Here is a 16,340-nt window from a genome sequence, read left to right as displayed (position 1 = left end):
CCGCTTCAGCGCATGTTCCGTGCTAGCGCGAAAAGGTGTTGGAACCGTTTGCCGCCGCGCTGCAAGCCTCGGGGCGTGGAAAAGCAGATTCCGGCTGATGAATCCAGAGCCGGAGCGCCCGACCCGGCAGCGTCCTGTTCCTCGGGCCGTTGTTGCGCCAAGCGCTCCGGCCCGGACTCAGAACAGCGTGCCCTGATCCTCTTCGGCGGCTTTGGCGACCGGACGTCGCTTCGCCCGCGGTTTCGGTGGTTCCGTTTCCGCGGGCTCTGCCGCCGCATCGCCCGCGGCCGCCGGAGTAACACCGGCAACGGGCTCTCCTGTCGCCACCGCGCCACGACGCTGGTCATGGGCGAACTGCACCTCGAAGGCCATGCCAGGCTCCAGCCCCGACGCCCGCACGATCGGCTCGCCGTCCGGTCCGCGCACGATGGTGTAGCCACGCTCCAGCACCCGCATCGGGTTGAGGCTGTCGGCGACCCGCCATGCGGAGGCGAGGGCCTGGCGCCTTCCAGTCGCGGCCAGGGTCTGCGCGGCGGTCAACCGCTCGCCGAGCGTGCCGAGACGCAGGCGCGCGGCCTCGGCCCGGGCATTGATGCGGTGCGGCTGCAGGTCGGCGGCGATGCGTTCGAAACGCTGGCGTTTGCGCTGCACGAGCCCGGTTACGGCATGGGCCGCATGGGTCTGGTGATGGCGCAGATCGGCGCGCTTTTCGCGCAGCAGCGCCTCGAGGCTGGAGGGCGCGAGCCGGGTCGCCACCTCGCCATAGGCCCGGCGCTTCTCCGAGAGGTTCACCCGCAGGCACTGGCCGAGCGAGGTCGACGCTTCATCCAGCCGGCGGCGCGGCAGCGCCAGCAGCATGTCGGGCGAGGGCAAGGCGCGGGCGGTGGCGGCGACGGCGCGGCGGTCCTGGTCGAGCCGGCGGGAGATCGCGCCCGAATGGCGGGCGGCGAGCGCTGCGACCGCGGCGACGAGATCGGCGCGCACGGGCACCGCCATCTCGGCGGCGCCGGTCGGCGTCGGCGCGCGCATGTCGGCGGCATGGTCGATCAGTGTCCAGTCGGTCTCGTGGCCGACGGCAGAAATCAGCGGGATCGCCGAGGCCGCGGCGGCCCGCACCACCACCTCGTCGTTGAAGCCCCAGAGATCCTCGAGGCTGCCGCCGCCGCGCGCGACGATGATCAGGTCCGGTCGGGCGATGGCGCCGCCTTCGGGAAAGCTGTTGAAGCCCTCGATGGCGCGGGCGACTTCCTCGCCGGAGGTCTCGCCCTGCACCCGCACCGGCCAGACGAGGAGATGCACCGGAAAGCGATCGGCGATCCGGTGGTGGATATCGCGGATGACGGCGCCGGTCGGAGACGTGACGACGCCGATGACGCGGGGCATGAAGGGCAGCGGCCGCTTGCGCTCGGCGGCGAACAGGCCTTCGGCTTCGAGCTTGCGCCGGCGTTCGTTGAGCAGCGCCATCAGCGCGCCGGCGCCGGCCGGCTCGATCTGCTCGATGACGATCTGGTATTTCGACGAGCCCGGATAGGTGGTCAGCTTGCCCGTCGCGACGATCTCCAGCCCTTCCTCGGGCTTGAAGGCGAGCTTGGAAAAGGCGGTGCGCCAGATCACGGCGTCGATGCGGGCGCGGTCGTCCTTCAGCGAGAAATAGGCATGGCCGGACGAATGCGGGCCGCGATAGCCGGAGACCTCGCCGCGCAGGCGGACATGGCCGAAGCGCTCCTCCACGGTCCGCTTCAGCGCACCGGAGATTTCCGAGACGCTGTATTCGGCGACGTTCGACATGGGGGCGGATTCGGGGCTGCGGCTCATGCCTCCAGTGTCAGGACCACGGCGCCCGGGTCAAGCGAATGTGCCGAGAATGCCGGATACCAAGCCGGGCTGATCACCGCGATGCGCTTTGACCCTGGGGCAGGTCGGGTGTCAGGGTCGTCTGACGATCTGGCCGATTGGGAGCGCATGATGGAACGGCCCGGTGCGACGGAGCGGCGGCGGCGCCATGTGCGGCCGGCCGTCTTCTCCCTGATTCTCTTCATTCTCCTGGCGGTGTCGCTGCTGGTGGTGCCGGCCTCGGGACAGGACATGATGCGCGGCCTCGACCTGACCTCGCCGCGCATGACCGCAGCCGCGATGACCCGGGCCGAGGTCGAGGCGCTACTGGCCAGGGCAACGAAAGCCGAGCCCGCCGATCTCAGCCGGGCCGAACTGAACGGCCTCGATCTCTCAAGGCTCGATCTTGCCGGCGCCGACCTGACCAGCGCCTATCTCAACGGCACGGATCTCTCGAACGCCCGTCTCGCCGGGGCCAAGCTCGACCAGGCCTGGGGCCTCAAAGCGAATTTCACCGGGGCGGATCTGTCCGGCGCCAGCCTGTTCCAGTCGCAGATGCAGGATGCGACCTTCGACGGCGCCGATCTGTCGGAGGCGCGGATCGCCGGCGACTTCAGTCGCGCCTCCTTCGTGCGGGCGAACATGAAGGGCGCGGATTTCTCCGCCGACATGCGCAACCAGTCGATGGGCCTGATGCGCGGCGTCCTGAACTCCGCCGATCTCACCAGCGCGGACCTTTCCGGCGCCAATCTGTCGCGCGCCGCAGCCGAGTTCGCCGACTTCACCGACGCCGATCTATCGGGCGCCGACCTCACGCGTTTCGAAGCCTCGGGCGCCGATTTCAACGGCACGATGGTCGAAGGCGCCGACTTTGCCGACGCCGAACTGCAATCGGCCAAGCTGGACGACATTCGCGGCACGGCGAAGAATTTGCGCCGCTAGGCGGCCCGGTTCGCGCCGTGCTGCTTTGCCGTCAGCCGGCGACCTTCAACCGGCCGTTCCCCAACGCCGGACGCATGGGCCGCAGTTCCGGCAGGCGCGACGGGCGGGCCTTGCCGTCGGGCGGCGACAGATTGGCGAGGCTCTCGCGGATATGCTCGACCAGCGCGGTGATCACCGGCCCGTCGGCATTGCGCGACTTCACGACGCCGATCTCTGTGTCGAGCAGGGTCGGGAAGCCTTCATATTCGCCCAGCACCCGCATGCCCGGTCGCAGGGCGCATTCGGGCAGCACGCTGACCGCCAGGCCGGAGAGGACGGCCGAGGTGACGATCTGCGCCGACCAGGAGGTGAACAGCACCTTGTAGCGCCGGCCGATCCGGCCGAGGGCTTCGCAGCCCTCGCGGCGCCAGACGCAGTCCGGCCGGCCGAGCGCCAGGGGCAGGATCTCCTCGTTATGGGTGTCGTGCGAGGCCGAGGTCACGAAATGCAGCGGCTCGCGGCGCACGATCTCCGGTAGCGAGGCGCCGGGATAACAATCCGACACCAGCGCCACGTCGAGGCGACCCTTGTCGATATGCTCGGCCAGGTTGGAGGAGGGCTCGCAGGCGATCTGCAGTTCCACCAGCGGGTTCGAGCGGGAGAACCGCGCGAGGATTTCCGGCAGGAAGCGCTCGGCATAATCGTCCGGCAGGCCGATCCGGACATGACCCTGCATGGCCTCGTCGTCGAAGGCCGACAGGGTTTCCTGGCTCAGCGCCAGCATCCGCCTGGCATAGGTCAGCAGCCGGGCGCCTTCGCTGGTGATGCGAATGGTGCGGCCGTTGCGCTCGAACAGGCTGACGCCGAGGCGCTCTTCCAGCCGCCGCATCTGCATCGACACGGCCGACTGGGTCTTGAACACGTCGTCCGCCGCACGGGTGAAGCTGCCGGCGTCGACGATGGCGACGAAGGTGCGCAGATGATCGAGATCGAGGGGCGTGCTCATGGCTTTTCCCATCACCGATGATGATGGCTGAGATTATTAACATTCGTTGGTCTGATCAATAGCCGGCGCATATCTTCGTGGCTGTCAGGAAGAACTTGGGAGTGCCGGTCCGTCGCATGCGGAGGGCCTCCCGCCTTTTTCCCGATCCCCCAATGGCACGAAAGGAGACACGGCCATGGCGATCACAACGAAGACGCGGCTCAGCCCGACCCTTGCTCACCCGGCGCAGGCAGCCAAGCTGTTCGTCGTGGCGGCGCGTGCGATCGTCAAAACCATGCTCAACCGCCGCAAGGTCCGCGCGATGAGCGAGATGTCCGACTACATGCTGAAGGACATCGGCCTGCGGCGGGACGATATTCACGAGGCGCTCCACACCGACTGGCGCGAGGACCCGACGTGGCGGCTGGCCGTCGCGGCCGCGCGGCGCCGTCGCGGTGGCTACGACTGGGAATAGGGCCACCCCGCCCGATATTCTTCGAGACATTCACGCGGCGGCCGGCCAGTCCGGTCGCCGCGTTTTGCGTTCAGCCCGCCAGTTCCGGCGGGAGAGGGTCAGCCCTCGGCCGGCCTCGCCGGTGCCTGGTCCGTCGCCATCATCAGGAGCTTGTCGATGCGGTGCCCGTCCATGTCGACCACCTCGATGCGCCAGCCCTTCCACTGGAAGTGCTCGCCGACCTCGGGGATATGGCCCAGCCGGTCCAGCACCAGCCCGGCCATGGTCTCGTAATCCCGCTTCTTGGGGAATTCGAGCTCCGGGATGGCGCTCTCCAGAAGATGGATCGGGATCGCGGCGTCGATCAGGCGTGAGCCGTCTTCGCGCTCGACGACATGCGGATCGTGGTCGTCGCCCTCGGGCAGCGAGCCGGCGATGGCCGCCAGGATGTCGGTCGGCGTGGCGACGCCTTCGAAGGAGCCATATTCGTCGAGAACGATGGCCATGTGGATCTGCGCCGCGCGGAAGCGCTCCAGCAGCTGCAAGATCGGCATCGTCTCGTGGACATAGAGCGGCTCGCGCATCACCGAGGCGACATCGACCGTGCCGGTCTCCTGCTGCTGCTCCAGCATGTCCTTGGTCTGGACGACGCCGACGACGTCGTCGGTCTCCGTGTCGATCACCGGATAGCGGGAATGGTTGGCCTCCAGGATCTTCTCGAAGACCGCCTCGGGACCGTCGTCTACCGCCACCCACACGACACCCGGCCGCGGCACCATGATCGAACGCACATTGCGGTCGGCCATGCGGATCACGCCCTCCAGGAGCTCGCGCTCCTTCGGCTTGAAGACGCCGATCTGCGTGCCCTCGGCGATCATCGCCCGCACGTCCTCTTCGGTGACGCCATCGTCGCGTTCGCCGTCGCTGAAGATACTGGTGATGGCGTTGGTCGAGACCCGCAGGAGCCAGACGATGGGTGCACCGACCTTGGCGATCACCGCCATGATCGGGGCGACCTTGATGGCGATCGCCTCGGCCCGGCTGAGGGCGAAGCGCTTGGGCGCCAGTTCGCCGACCACCAGCGACAGATAGGTGATGACCATGACCACGGCGACGAAGGCGACGGTGCCGGCATAGGGGCCGATCAACGGCCAGTCCTCGATGATCCCGGCCAGCGGCCCGGCGAAGGTCGAACCGCCGAAGGCGCCGGCGAAGATGCCGACAAGGGTGATGCCGATCTGGACGGTCGACAGGAAGCCGGTGGGATCCTCGATCAGCTTGAGGGCGCTGGCGGCGCCGCGCCGGCCCTCGTCGCGCATCTGCTCGACCCGCGATTTTCGCGCCGAGACCACGGCGAGCTCCGACATGGCGAAGAAGCCGTTGATGAGAACCAGAAGGACGATGATGAAGGCGTAGAAGATGAGCAAGGAGATGGCCGTGTTGTCGGGGCGGGCCGCCGGGTAGGCGGCCCTGGACGCTGTGACCTAGCGCGCGGCGGCGCGAGGGAAACGCAGCGCCAGCTCGGCTCTCCCGCCGGCTAGGTCTTGCGGCTGTCCCCGGAGGCCGGTCCGTCGCTGGCGTCGCCCGCGGGGTTCGCCGATCCTGTGCCCTGGAACAGATCGAGCATCTGCCGCGCGAACTCTTCCTGCATGGTCATGCCGGCCCGGGCGAGATCGTCGAAGCCACCCGCCGCCTCGGCCGACGCCTCGGTCTCGCTCGTCGCTTCGGACGTCGGCTCCTGCGCGGGCGTACGGGCCTCGGGTTCTGCGGGCTGCTGCGAGCCTGCGCTGCCGGTCGTGTCCGCGCCGGACATGCCGCTGGCGAAATGCGCCATCATCGCGTCGAAGGGCTGGAAGGGGTCGAAGGCCGCCGGCGTCTCGCTCGCGCGGTCCGCCGGCCGGGCGCGTGAGCCCGCATCGCCGGTGCTCGGCGGCAGCCAGGGCAGGCGGCCGTTGAGCGCGTCCGAAAACAGGCCGGTGAGATAGTCCGAGCCCATCGCGCCGGGACTGGTACGCCGGTGCGGCTCGTCGGAGGGCCGGCCCATGGCCTCCATGGCGTTGGCGCTGCGCCGCATCATCTCGGCCATGGCGACCGGGTAGTTGCCTTCGGAAAATCCGGCCGGCTGCTGGCGCGCCATGTTGGCCAGCATCATCTGCATCATCGTCTGGATGCTCATCACCGACAGGCTGCGCATCAGCTTCTCGACCGTGTCGGGGGCGATGTCGCTCATGGTCGAGACCTTGCGCGCCACCTCCAGAAAGATGTCGCGCGAGCCGAACAGATTGTCGGCGAGGTGCTTGGCGGCCGGGCTGCGGGCGGTCTCCGGCCCGGGCGTGCCGACGGCGCTCATGAAGGGCAGGAAGTGCCGGGACACCTCGGACCAGGCGTTCGGGTCCGACATCGCCCGCTGCAGCGCCAGGGTGAAGGCGGGGGCGAGGGCTTCCGTGGTCTGGCGGATCTCCTTGCGGCTCAGCTTGAAGGCATCGGCGAGCCTGTCGGTACCGAGGCCGCCGTCATTCACCGTCAACCAGTCGAAAAAGTCCGTCATGGCGACCTCGCTCGCAGGCGTGCCCAGGCAGAACGGGGCACAGACCGATCATCCTGTCAAACCGCCGGGGGAAAGCCAATCACAAAGCAAGACCGCCTGTTGCAGCGTCGGGCTGCAACAGGCGGGAACAGTCGAAGGGCGGGGCGGCGGCCGTTCGGCCGGCCGGCGCTCAGTAGGTCAGATGCTTGAAGACGCGCTCCATCGAACCGTCCCACTGTTCCTCGAACAGCCGGACCAGCTCTTCGCCCGACGTGGTGCCGCGGGCAACGACCTCTTCGAGCGGGGCGAGGAAATGGCTCTCGTCGTTGCCTTCCTCGTTGCGCCGGTTGCGGGCAACGAGACCCTGGCGCGACAGCCGGACCGTCTCGCGGGCCAGTTCCAGTACGCTGGAATCGCGGAACGGCGTGCGGAAGCCGTCGCGCGGCACCGCTTCGCGCATCGCCGAGACTTCCTCGAAGGTCCAGTCCTTCGTCAGCGCCTCGGCGGCGTCGAGCGTCGCCTCGTCGTAGAGCAGGCCGACCCAATAAGCGGGCAGGGCGCAGATGCGCCGCCACGGACCGCCATCGGCGCCGCGCATTTCCAGGAAGGTCTTCAGCCGCACATCCGGGAACAGCGTCGACAGATGGTTGGTCCAGTCGCCGAGCTGCGGCTCGGGATCGGGAATTCGGCCCTTCAGGGCGCCGTCCATGAACTGGCGGAAGGTGACATCGGTGACATCGGTGTAGCGGCCGTCGCGGGTGACGAAATACATCGGCACGTCGAGCGCCCATTCGGCATAGTCGCGATAGGAGAAGTTCTCTTCGAAGACGAAGGGCAGAAGGCCGGAGCGCTGGTTGTCGACGTCGGACCAGACGTCGGAGCGCCATGAGCAGAGGCCGTTCGGCTTGCCCTCGGTGAAGGGCGAATTGGCGAAAAGCGCCGTCGCGATCGGCTGCAGCTTCATGCTGGTCTGCATCTTGCGGCGCATGTCGGCTTCCGACGAGAAGTCGAGATTGACCTGAATGGTCGCCGTGCGGAACATCATGTCGAGGCCGCGGGTGCCGACCTTGGGCATGTAGCGGCGCATGATCTCGTAGCGCGACTTCGGCATGACCGGGGTCTCGTCGAGGGTCCAGGTCGGCGACGAGCCGATGCCGAGGAAGCCGATGCCGAGTTCCTTGGCGACCGAGCGGACCTGGGCGAGATGCGCGTTGGATTCGCGGCAGGTTTCGTGGATCGTCTCCAGCGGCGCGCCGGACAGCTCGAACTGGCCGCCGGGCTCCAGCGAGATCGCGCCCTGGCCGGCGCTGCCGAACAGGCCGATGATGCGGCCGTCGTCGATGATCGCTTCCCAGCCCGACAGCGCCTGCATGCGCTCCAGAAGCTTGCCGATGCCGCGCTCGCCCTCGTAGGGCACCGGCGACAGGTCTTCGGTGTAGAAGCCGAATTTCTCGTGCTCGGTCCCGATGCGGAACTGCGAGGCCGGCTTCTCGCCTGTCGCCAGATGAGCGGTCAGATCCTCGACCGAGGTGACCGGCGTCAGATCGGTCGTATCGCGCGCCATGCTCGTCCTTCGAATGGTTCAGCCGGTCCTGCCGGCAGGCGGAGTCCCGCCACGGGAATATCGGCACTGCCGATTTTCCCCTCGGACCGCAACATAATTCGTGTTGACGGTGTGGCCAGTGCGGCGTGCCTCAACCTTGCCGCCAGTCGCCGATCGCAGCCTGCAGCACCGCCATGGCGGCCACCGCCGCCGTGTCCGCCCGCAGGATGCGGGGGCCGAGCGAGATGGCGGTGACGAAGTCGGCAGCATTCAGCCGTTCGCGCTCGTCGGCCGAAAAGCCGCCTTCCGGGCCGATCACCAGGGCGTGCGGGCCTTCGGGCAGCGCGCGCAGCGTGTCGATCGGGCTCGCCGCATCGGCCCGTTCGTCGCAGAAGATCAGCCGGCGGCCGCTGTCCCAGCGATCGAGCATGTCGTTGAACTTGACCGGCTCCCGGCATTCGGGGATCGACAGGATGCCGCATTGCTCGGCCGCCTCGATCGCATTGGCGCGCATGCGCTCGGTGTTGAGACGGGTCGCCTGCACATGCTGGGTCATCACCGGCTGCAGGACGCCGGCGCCCATCTCCACGGCCTTCTGGACCATGTAGTCGAGCCGGGCGTGCTTGAGCGGTGCGAAGAGGTAATGCAGATCGGCCGGCGGGGTCTGGTCCCGCACCTTTTCGCGCGGGACGAGGTCGAGCTTCTTCTTGGCCGCCTTGACCAGATCGCAGCGCCATTCGCCGTCGCGGCCGTTGAAGGCCAGCACCTGCGCACCCTCGCCGAGCCGCATGACGTTGAGGAGGTAGTTGGCCTGCACCGGCGTGGCCGGCACCGGGGTCTCGGCGACCAGATCCGCGTCGAGATACAGGCGCGGGCTCTTGAAGTCGTGGTTGGGCATGTCTCGAATTGTCCTTCCCTCGGGCCGTGGCACGGCCCGGATGCGGCATCGTGTCCGCATGGCGGCGAAACCTAATCTCCCCGCAGTCATTGTCACGCGAAACCCTCAGACACAAAGCAAGGACACCGCATGGATCTCCAGATCAAGGATCGCGTCGCGCTGATCACCGGCGCCACCGACGGCATGGGCTTCGAAACCGCCCGCATCCTCGCCGCGGAAGGCTGCAAGCTGGTGCTCTCCGACAAGGAGATCACGCGGCTCGAAAAGGACGCCGCCTCCCTCGACGCGGACTATATCTGCGTGGCCGCCGACGTGACCGACCAGGCAGCCGTCGATGCGATGGCCAGGCAGGCGCTGGATCGCTTCGGCCGGATCGACATCGTCCTGCATACGGCCGGCATCACCGGCGCCAAGGGGCATCCGCTGGAGGTCGCCGACGCCGATTACCTGGAAGCCTGGGAGATCGACTTCATGTCGGCGGTGCGCGTTGCGCGCGCGACCTTCCCGACCATGCGCGCGAATGGCTGGGGCCGCTTCGTCTGCATCACCTCGGAAAACGCCGTGCAGCCCTATTGGGACGAGGCGACCTACAACACCGCCAAGGCGGCGCTGGCGGCCTTCGTGAAGAACCTTTCCTACAAGGAAGCCGAGCACGGCATTCTCTGCAACACCGTGTCGCCGGCCTTCATCGAGACCCAGATGACCGACGGCATGATGGAGAAGCGCTCGAAGGAACTCGGCGTCTCCTTCGAGGAGGCGGTCGAGAGCTTCCTGGAGGAAGAGCGTCCGGGCATCGCGCTGAAGCGCCGCGGCCGGGCCGAAGAGGTCGCCGCCGCGATCGCGCTGATCGTCTCGGAGCGCGGCTCCTTCATCAACGGCTCGAACATGCGGGTCGATGGCGGCTCGGTGCAGTCCGTCCAGAACTGACCGGACCGACAAAGGCCGGCGGGATCGCCCCCGCCGGCCTTCTTTCTTACCGCGCATGAAAAAGCGCCGCGCAGCCTTAAAGGTCGCGCGGCGCTTTTTTGCGTCTGCTGGTGTTACGGCTTGATCGGACCGTCGATGCGGCTCGGCGCGACCGGATCGGAGGCCGGGAAGGTCTCGTCCAGCGCCTCGTCGAGTTCTTCCTCGTCGGTCATCGGCCGGTCGCCGCCACCGGAGGCCGCGTTGTCCTTCGCATCCTTGTCCTCGGCGCGGTCGCGCGGGCCTGCATGCATGGCATTGTCCATGGCGGATTCGTTCAACGTCTTCATCTCGGATGCTCCATTCGGAATTGCCAACGAAACGGCGTCACCGGCACCCTGTTCCACGCGGGAGCGAATTCTGCCGGTGCCGGCCCGGCGCGTCAGGCCGGCCGGGCGACCAGTGCCGCGGCAATGCCGGCGCCCATCAGGCAGGAGCCGCCGATGCGGACCACGAAGCGCATCACCGACGGGCGGCGGATGAGATCGCGGGCCCGCACGGCGAGCTGCGCATAGAGAAAGGCGTTGCCGGCCGCAAGCAGCACGAAGAGCGCGACGAGGATGGTCGCCTGCGGCCAGTAAGGCCGGCCGGGATCGAGAAACTGCGGCACGAAGGCCACGAAGAACACGATCCCCTTGGGATTGAAGACGGTGACCAGAAAAGCGTCGCGAAAGATGTGGGTGGGCCGCACCGTGCCTGCCTCCGGCAGTCCCGCGGCGGCGGGATCGAGATCGTTCGGCGCCAGCGAAGCCCGCGACAGGGTGCTGCGCCACATGCGCAGGCCCATCCAGACCAGATAGAGCGCCCCCACCCATTTCAGGACGACGAAGGCCGCGGCCGAAGCCGAAAGAAGCGCGCCGACGCCGATCAGCGACAGGCTGGCCGCCACCAGATCGCCAAGTCCCACACCCAGCACGCTGGCCAGCGCGACGTTGCGCCCATGCGCCAGTGCCTGGCCGACGACCATGATGATCGTCGGGCCGGGGATCACGAGAAGGATCAGCGAGGCCAGCGCGAAGGCGGCAAGCGTGGCGGGATCGATGGGCATGAACGCTCCGCTGGCGACCGGGATGCGGAAGAGAGCCATTCGGTGGCGGCGCCGTCAAGCGGGGTTGCGTCGGCGCGGGCTGGCCATCCGGAATGTGGTGCCGGCGCCCGGTTTCGCCGCTAGCGAGGCGTCAGTCGCCGCCGCTTCCATCCGAGGGAATTGTGATGTCGAAGCGTTGCGCGTCGCGGCGTCCGGGCATGAAGATCTCGATGCAATTGCCGGGGCCGTCGGTCAGCATCCAGGGATGGGTGCGATAGGTCTCGACCCGGAAGCTCTCGCCGGGATTGAGGCTGGCGTAGCTGACCGGCTGTCCGTCGAAGTCGAGCCAGTCGACGCTGCGATATTCCTCGGTGCGGTTCACGAAGGTCACCGTGACCGACCGTGCCGATTCCTGCGAGCGCAGGCCGGGAAAATCCCGGCAGGACGCCGCGCTGGCGGATCCCATGGGAAGCGCTGCCGTGACCACGATCGCCGCAAGGGCCGTCCAAGTCCATCCGGTCATCGCCGCCTCCCTTGGCCGCGCCGGTACGGGCGCGGAAGGGAAAGCCTAGCCCGGTTTGCGGGAAAGCTCACCCCGCTCGGCAGAAATATTTCCCTAGCGTCATGCGCGGCGTGTCCGGGCTGTGCTCCGCCGTGTCAGTCGACGATGACGATGTGCAAGGCGCGCGGGCCATGGGCGCCCAGAAGCAGCGTCTGCTCGATGTCGCCGGAGCGCGACGGGCCGGTGACGAAATTCAGCGACCGCGGCATCTCGCCCTTGCCGTAGCGTGCGCGCAGCATGGGGAAGACGGCTTCCATCTCGCCGCCGATGCTGTCGGCCTTCACCACGACGATGTGGTTTTCCGGCAGGAAATTGAGGCTCGTCGGGTTCTCCGGACCGGAGACGAGGACCAGCGTGCCGGTCTCGGCGATGGCGGTCTCGGCATGGGAGAGGCCGTTGAGATCGTCGCCGTCGCTGACGCCCTTGCGAATGGTGAGCGACGTGGCGTCGAAATCGGCGTCGGCGAAGCGTGGGTCTTCGGACATTCTGAGATCGGCGGGGAAATTGTTCTCACGCAGCCAGCGGGAGACTTCGCCCGGCAGATCGCCATAGCCGGCGATCCGCGCGGTGGTGGCGTTGGCCCGCTCGGCCATGCGGATGAACAGCGCCACCTGCTCGTCCTGGGGCAGCTGGCCGCGCCGGGGCACGATGCCGACGGGCGCGCCGGCCATGCGTTCCTCGACGATGCGCCTGCGCTCGAGGTCGTTGGGGCGGGCACCGTTGGAGCGGCGGATTCGACCGAGGACGGCTTCGCGGGTGGATGCGCTCATCGTTTGTCCCCCGTCGTCGCATGGGATTTCTGGGCGTATTGCTGCATGAAGGTGCGCCCTTCGGGCGCCGGCAGGTCACGCCATTTGGTCCAGCCGCCGGCCAGCGGCAGCGAGGTGAAGCGCCGCTTGCGGCCGGCCGCCAGCTTCAGGAGCGGCATCGCCATCGACACCGCCGCGCGGTAGAGCGCCGGCCGCCGGGCGAAGAACGCCCAGACGCCGAGGCCGGTGCGCTGGGTCCTGGGCTGCAGATGGCTCTCGAATTCCTTCTCGCGCCAGTGCCGCATCATCTTGGGCAGCGGAATGCGCATCGGGCAGACGCTCTCGCAGCGGCCGCAAAAGGTCGAGGCGTTCGGCAGATGGCCGGACTTGTCGACACCGATCAGCGACGGCGTCAGCACGGCGCCCATCGGACCGGGATAGACCCAGCCATAGGAGTGGCCGCCGACGGCGTGGTAGACCGGGCAATGGTTCATGCAGGCGCCGCAGCGGATGCAGCGCAGCATCTCCTCGAACTCGGTGCCCAGCATGTTGGAGCGGCCGTTGTCGAGGAGGATGACGTGGTATTCCTCCGGCCCGTCGAGATCGGCGTCCCGCTTCGGCCCCGTCGAGAGCGTCGTGTAGACGCTCATGTCCTGGCCGGTCGCCGAGCGCGCCAGGATGCGCAGGATCTGGGCGGTGTCCTCCAGCGTCGGCACCAGCTTCTCGATCGAGGCCAGCACCACGTGGCACTTGCCCAGAAGCTGGGTCAGGTCGCCATTGCCCTCGTTGGTGACGATGACCGACGAGCCGGTCTCGGCGATCAGGAAGTTCGCGCCGGTCACGCCGATATCGGCCTCGGCATATTTGCGGCGCAGGATCTGACGGGCTTCGCCGAGCAGCGTCTCCGGCTCCACCAGATTGCGGTTCGGGTCGAGATCGACATGGACGCGGCGGAAATCCGCCTCGACCTGGTCGCGGGTCACGTGGACGGCCGGGGCGATGATGTGGCTCGGATGCTCGCCGCGCAGCTGGATGATGTATTCGCCGAGATCGGTCTCGACCGGCACGATGCCGTTCTCTTCCAGGAAGGCGTTGAGCCCGATCTCCTCGGAGATCATCGTCTTGCCCTTGGTGACGGTCTTGGCGTTCCGCTTGCGGGCGATGTCGAGGAAGATCTTGCGGGCGTGGTCCGCATCCTCGGCGAAATGCACGATGCCGCCGGAGGCTTCGACCTTGGCCACATAGGCCTCGATATAGAGGTCGAGATGCTTCAGCGTGTGGTTCTTGATGGCGACGGCGTTGTCGCGCAGGGCGTCGAATTCCGGCAGGGCGTCGACGGCGGTCTGGCGCTTGTCGATGAAACCCTTCTCGACATGGCCAAGGGCGCGCTGCAGCTCGACATCGGCGAGCGCCTTGACGGTATTGGCCTTGAACGTATGCGAAGTGATCTGCATGGGGCGGAGCCTATTCGGGCATGAAGTCGGGGGCGCGGCGCTGCTCGGCCGTCCACGGGGCGGCGGCCACCGGGACGATTGCGCGGCCGCTTCGCTGCAGGCGTTGACGCCTCACAGCTTGCCGCCGATCGGCGGGGCGTCGGTCATGCCGGCGAGGACTTCGGCCACGTGACGGACCTCGACGCCGATATTCTCGCGCTTGAGCTTGCCGTCCATGTTCATCAGGCAGCCGAGGTCGCCGGCGAGCAGCATGTCGGCGCCGGTCATGCCGACATTGCGGGCCTTCTTGGTGACGATGGCGTTGGAGACGTCGGGATATTTGATGCAGAAGGTGCCGCCGAAACCGCAGCAGACTTCCGAATCGCGCAGTTCCGTCAGTTCCAGACCCTCGACGCTGTCGAGCAGCATGCGCGGCTGCGCCTTGACGCCGAGCTCGCGCAGGCCCGAGCAGGAATCATGATAGGTGGCGGTGCCCTCGACCCTGGCGGTGACGCCGGTCATGCCGCGCACGTCGGCCAGGAAGCTGACGAGTTCGAACACCTTGTCGGAAAAGGCGAGGGCGCGCGCCTCCCACTCGGCATCGCCGGCGAAGAGCTCGGGATAGTGCTTCTTCAGCATGGCGCCGCAGGATCCCGACGGGGCGACCACGTAGTCGAAGCCCTCGAAGGTGGCGATCACCTGTTCGGCGATGGCGCGGGTGTCGCCCCGGTCGCCGGAATTGTAGGCGGGCTGGCCGCAGCAGGTCTGGGCCGTCGGGACGACGACGTCGCAGCCCGATTCTTCCAGAAGCTTGATGGCCGCGAAGCCGACGCTCGGACGGAACAGGTCGACCAGACAGGTAACGAACAGCGCGACTTGCGGACGGGTCTCGCTGCGAACGGCATTCTCGCTCAATGGCTTCTCCTCGTACGTCCTTCGTCGCACATTGGCGGCGGCGTCGGCAACGTTGCAGTTTGGAAACGTTCTGAGCCGGTTTGTCGACAATCGCAATTCCTGCTTGGACCGGACTTGGCCGATCGGGTAGCAAGAGCGGCACCACAAAGGGGAAAAGATGGGCCGCATCACGTTACGCCAGGCGTCGCTCGACCGCTTTCCCACCGATCCGCGCCGGGCGGCCGTCCTCGGCGAACTGCATGCCAGGCCGTTTCCGCTGATCGAGCTGCCGCGGGCGCTCGTGGTGCTGGCCTTCATGAACGAGGATCACGGCGAGAGCGATCTGGCGATCCTCGCCGAAATGTCGGTGCGCCGCGGCGTGCCGCCGCCCGCCAAGGACGCGCGGACCCATTCCTTCGCCTTCGGCAAGGGCAAGCTGCGCTGGGAGCGGCACACCGAATTCTGCACCTATTCCTGGGAGGGGCCGCCGCCCGAACATTTCGGCGACCCGGTCGAGGGCCATCCCTTCGGCGCCGAGTTTCAGGCGCCGGGACCCTTCATCGCGGGTGTCCATCTGGAGTTGCGGCCGAACGACGCTGCCGGCCAGGCGGCGCTCGAGAGCTTCGACAAGTCCAGCTACTGCCATTCGATCATGGAGAGCGGGCTCGCCCATGCGGCGACGGATTTTCGCCAGGATGGCGACGGCATGACGCGGATGCTGGTGCTGGACGACGGGCTGCCACCGCAACGCGCCGGCGCGCTCGCCATGCGTCTGGTGGAAGTCGAGATCTACCGCACTCTGGCGCTGCTCGGACTGCCGCTCGCCCATTCGGTAGGGCCGATGGTGGCCTCGCTCGAAAGCCGGCTGATGTCGATCACTGAGGAGATGAAGGGCGGCAACGAGGACAGTCGGCAACTGCTTCAGGAGATCACCCTGGCGGCGGCCGAGGTCGAGGCCTCCGCGGCCTCGGTGCTCTACCGGTTCGGGGCCAGCCGGGCCTATGATGAGATCGTCAGCGAGCGCCTCGCCTCCGTGGGCGAGCAGCCGATCGCCGGGCAGGAGAGCTGGAGTGCCTTTCTGAAGCGCCGCATGGGGCCGGCCATGCGCACCTGCCGGGCCATCGAGGAGCGGCAGGCCAATCTGTCGGAGAAGCTCAGCCGCGCCGCAAACCTTTTGCGCACCCGCATCGACGTGGAACTGGAGCACCAGAACCGCGACCTGCTGGCCTCCATGGACCGGCGGGCGCGACTGCAATTGCGGCTGCAGCAGACCGTCGAGGGCCTGTCGGTCGCGGCGATCGGCTACTACGTCGTCGGGCTGTTCGGCTATGTCGCCAAGGCGCTGGAATATCAGGGACTGCCGGTCTCCGCGACGGTGCTCGTCGCCGGCTTCGTGCCGATCGCGCTGCTCGGGGTCTGGCTGGTCGTGCGCAGCATCCGCAAGCATCACATGCAGGGCGGCGAGGACGGTCATTGAGCCGCAGACGCCTATCGTTCCTTCTGTGGACGCCGGCCCGTGCGGCGCCTAGTTTCGCCTCTCTAATGGGAGTG

General features: G+C 67.6%; 16 protein-coding genes. 4 read left to right on the top strand and 12 right to left on the bottom strand.

The annotated features are described in order from the left end of the window. Positions 1–177: 177 nt before the first annotated feature. On the bottom strand, positions 178–1,815 hold the full coding sequence (xseA, locus tag N7I30_RS06965) for an exodeoxyribonuclease VII large subunit (RefSeq protein WP_498637680.1): 1,638 nt from the start codon (positions 1,813–1,815) through the stop codon (positions 178–180). Positions 1,816–1,962: 147 nt separating this feature from the next. Between xseA and N7I30_RS06960 the strand changes: the two genes are divergently transcribed. Then, the gene (locus tag N7I30_RS06960) at positions 1,963–2,775 is read left to right on the top strand and encodes a pentapeptide repeat-containing protein (protein WP_498637678.1); all 813 of its coding nucleotides are present in this window, start codon (positions 1,963–1,965) and stop codon (positions 2,773–2,775) included. Positions 2,776–2,806: 31 nt separating this feature from the next. Here N7I30_RS06960 and N7I30_RS06955 read toward each other — a convergent pair whose 3' ends face one another. Continuing rightward, a complete protein-coding gene (locus N7I30_RS06955; RefSeq protein ID WP_024349296.1) occupies positions 2,807–3,760 on the bottom strand; it encodes a LysR family transcriptional regulator in 954 nt (317 codons plus the stop codon). A 175-nt stretch (positions 3,761–3,935) separates the two neighbouring features. On the opposite strand from N7I30_RS06955, the gene N7I30_RS06950 reads away from it, so the two are divergent. Continuing rightward, the gene (locus N7I30_RS06950) at positions 3,936–4,214 is read left to right on the top strand and encodes a DUF1127 domain-containing protein (protein ID WP_187392073.1); all 279 of its coding nucleotides are present in this window, start codon (positions 3,936–3,938) and stop codon (positions 4,212–4,214) included. A gap of 98 nt (positions 4,215–4,312) precedes the next feature. Here the strand turns inward: N7I30_RS06950 and N7I30_RS06945 are convergent, their stop codons facing one another. From N7I30_RS06945 to N7I30_RS06930, 4 genes are all read right to left on the bottom strand, one after another. After that, positions 4,313–5,620: a hemolysin family protein gene (locus N7I30_RS06945; protein WP_188075076.1), complete on the bottom strand. Its 1,308-nt coding sequence runs from the start codon at positions 5,618–5,620 to the stop codon at positions 4,313–4,315. 110 nt (positions 5,621–5,730) lie between these two features. Then, on the bottom strand, positions 5,731–6,741 hold the full coding sequence (locus tag N7I30_RS06940) for a hypothetical protein (RefSeq protein ID WP_498637675.1): 1,011 nt from the start codon (positions 6,739–6,741) through the stop codon (positions 5,731–5,733). A gap of 169 nt (positions 6,742–6,910) precedes the next feature. After that, on the bottom strand, positions 6,911–8,284 hold the full coding sequence (locus tag N7I30_RS06935; RefSeq protein ID WP_024349292.1) for a glutamate--cysteine ligase: 1,374 nt from the start codon (positions 8,282–8,284) through the stop codon (positions 6,911–6,913). 130 nt (positions 8,285–8,414) lie between these two features. Beyond that, the gene (locus N7I30_RS06930) at positions 8,415–9,161 is read right to left on the bottom strand and encodes a 16S rRNA (uracil(1498)-N(3))-methyltransferase (protein WP_498637673.1); all 747 of its coding nucleotides are present in this window, start codon (positions 9,159–9,161) and stop codon (positions 8,415–8,417) included. A 129-nt stretch (positions 9,162–9,290) separates the two neighbouring features. Between N7I30_RS06930 and N7I30_RS06925 the strand changes: the two genes are divergently transcribed. After that, complete coding sequence (locus tag N7I30_RS06925) at positions 9,291–10,088, top strand: SDR family NAD(P)-dependent oxidoreductase (RefSeq protein ID WP_498637670.1); 798 nt, start codon at positions 9,291–9,293, stop codon at positions 10,086–10,088. Between the two features lie 113 nt (positions 10,089–10,201). On the opposite strand, the gene N7I30_RS06920 is transcribed toward N7I30_RS06925, so the two are convergent. The 6 genes from N7I30_RS06920 to N7I30_RS06895 all read right to left on the bottom strand — a co-directional run bounded on the left by N7I30_RS06920 (position 10,202) and on the right by N7I30_RS06895 (position 14,978). Next, positions 10,202–10,414 (bottom strand): hypothetical protein, encoded by a 213-nt coding sequence (locus N7I30_RS06920; RefSeq protein WP_024349289.1) that lies wholly within the window; start codon positions 10,412–10,414, stop codon positions 10,202–10,204. A 92-nt stretch (positions 10,415–10,506) separates the two neighbouring features. Beyond that, positions 10,507–11,172, bottom strand: a complete 666-nt coding sequence (locus tag N7I30_RS06915; protein WP_370193780.1) for a LysE family translocator — start codon at positions 11,170–11,172, stop codon at positions 10,507–10,509. 130 nt (positions 11,173–11,302) lie between these two features. After that, positions 11,303–11,674 (bottom strand): VHL beta domain-containing protein, encoded by a 372-nt coding sequence (locus N7I30_RS06910; RefSeq protein ID WP_498637668.1) that lies wholly within the window; start codon positions 11,672–11,674, stop codon positions 11,303–11,305. A 134-nt stretch (positions 11,675–11,808) separates the two neighbouring features. Continuing rightward, positions 11,809–12,483, bottom strand: coding sequence for a LutC/YkgG family protein (locus tag N7I30_RS06905; protein ID WP_498637666.1), 675 nt, complete (start codon positions 12,481–12,483; stop codon positions 11,809–11,811). Further along, positions 12,480–13,916, bottom strand: a complete 1,437-nt coding sequence (locus N7I30_RS06900) for a LutB/LldF family L-lactate oxidation iron-sulfur protein (protein ID WP_498637664.1) — start codon at positions 13,914–13,916, stop codon at positions 12,480–12,482. Before N7I30_RS06900 ends, N7I30_RS06905 begins: the two co-directional genes overlap by 4 nt. Positions 13,917–14,027: 111 nt before the next feature. Next, the gene (locus N7I30_RS06895) at positions 14,028–14,978 is read right to left on the bottom strand and encodes a (Fe-S)-binding protein (RefSeq protein ID WP_498637662.1); all 951 of its coding nucleotides are present in this window, start codon (positions 14,976–14,978) and stop codon (positions 14,028–14,030) included. Here N7I30_RS06895 and N7I30_RS06890 point away from each other — a divergent pair. After that, a complete protein-coding gene (locus N7I30_RS06890) occupies positions 14,968–16,266 on the top strand; it encodes a DUF3422 family protein (RefSeq protein ID WP_009208277.1) in 1,299 nt (432 codons plus the stop codon). The genes N7I30_RS06895 and N7I30_RS06890 overlap by 11 nt on opposite strands. Positions 16,267–16,340 lie beyond the last annotated feature (74 nt).

Source organism: Aurantimonas litoralis (assembly GCF_026153195.1).
GTDB lineage: Bacteria > Pseudomonadota > Alphaproteobacteria > Rhizobiales > Rhizobiaceae > Aurantimonas > Aurantimonas coralicida.
This window is presented reverse-complemented; position numbering and strand designations above follow the sequence as displayed.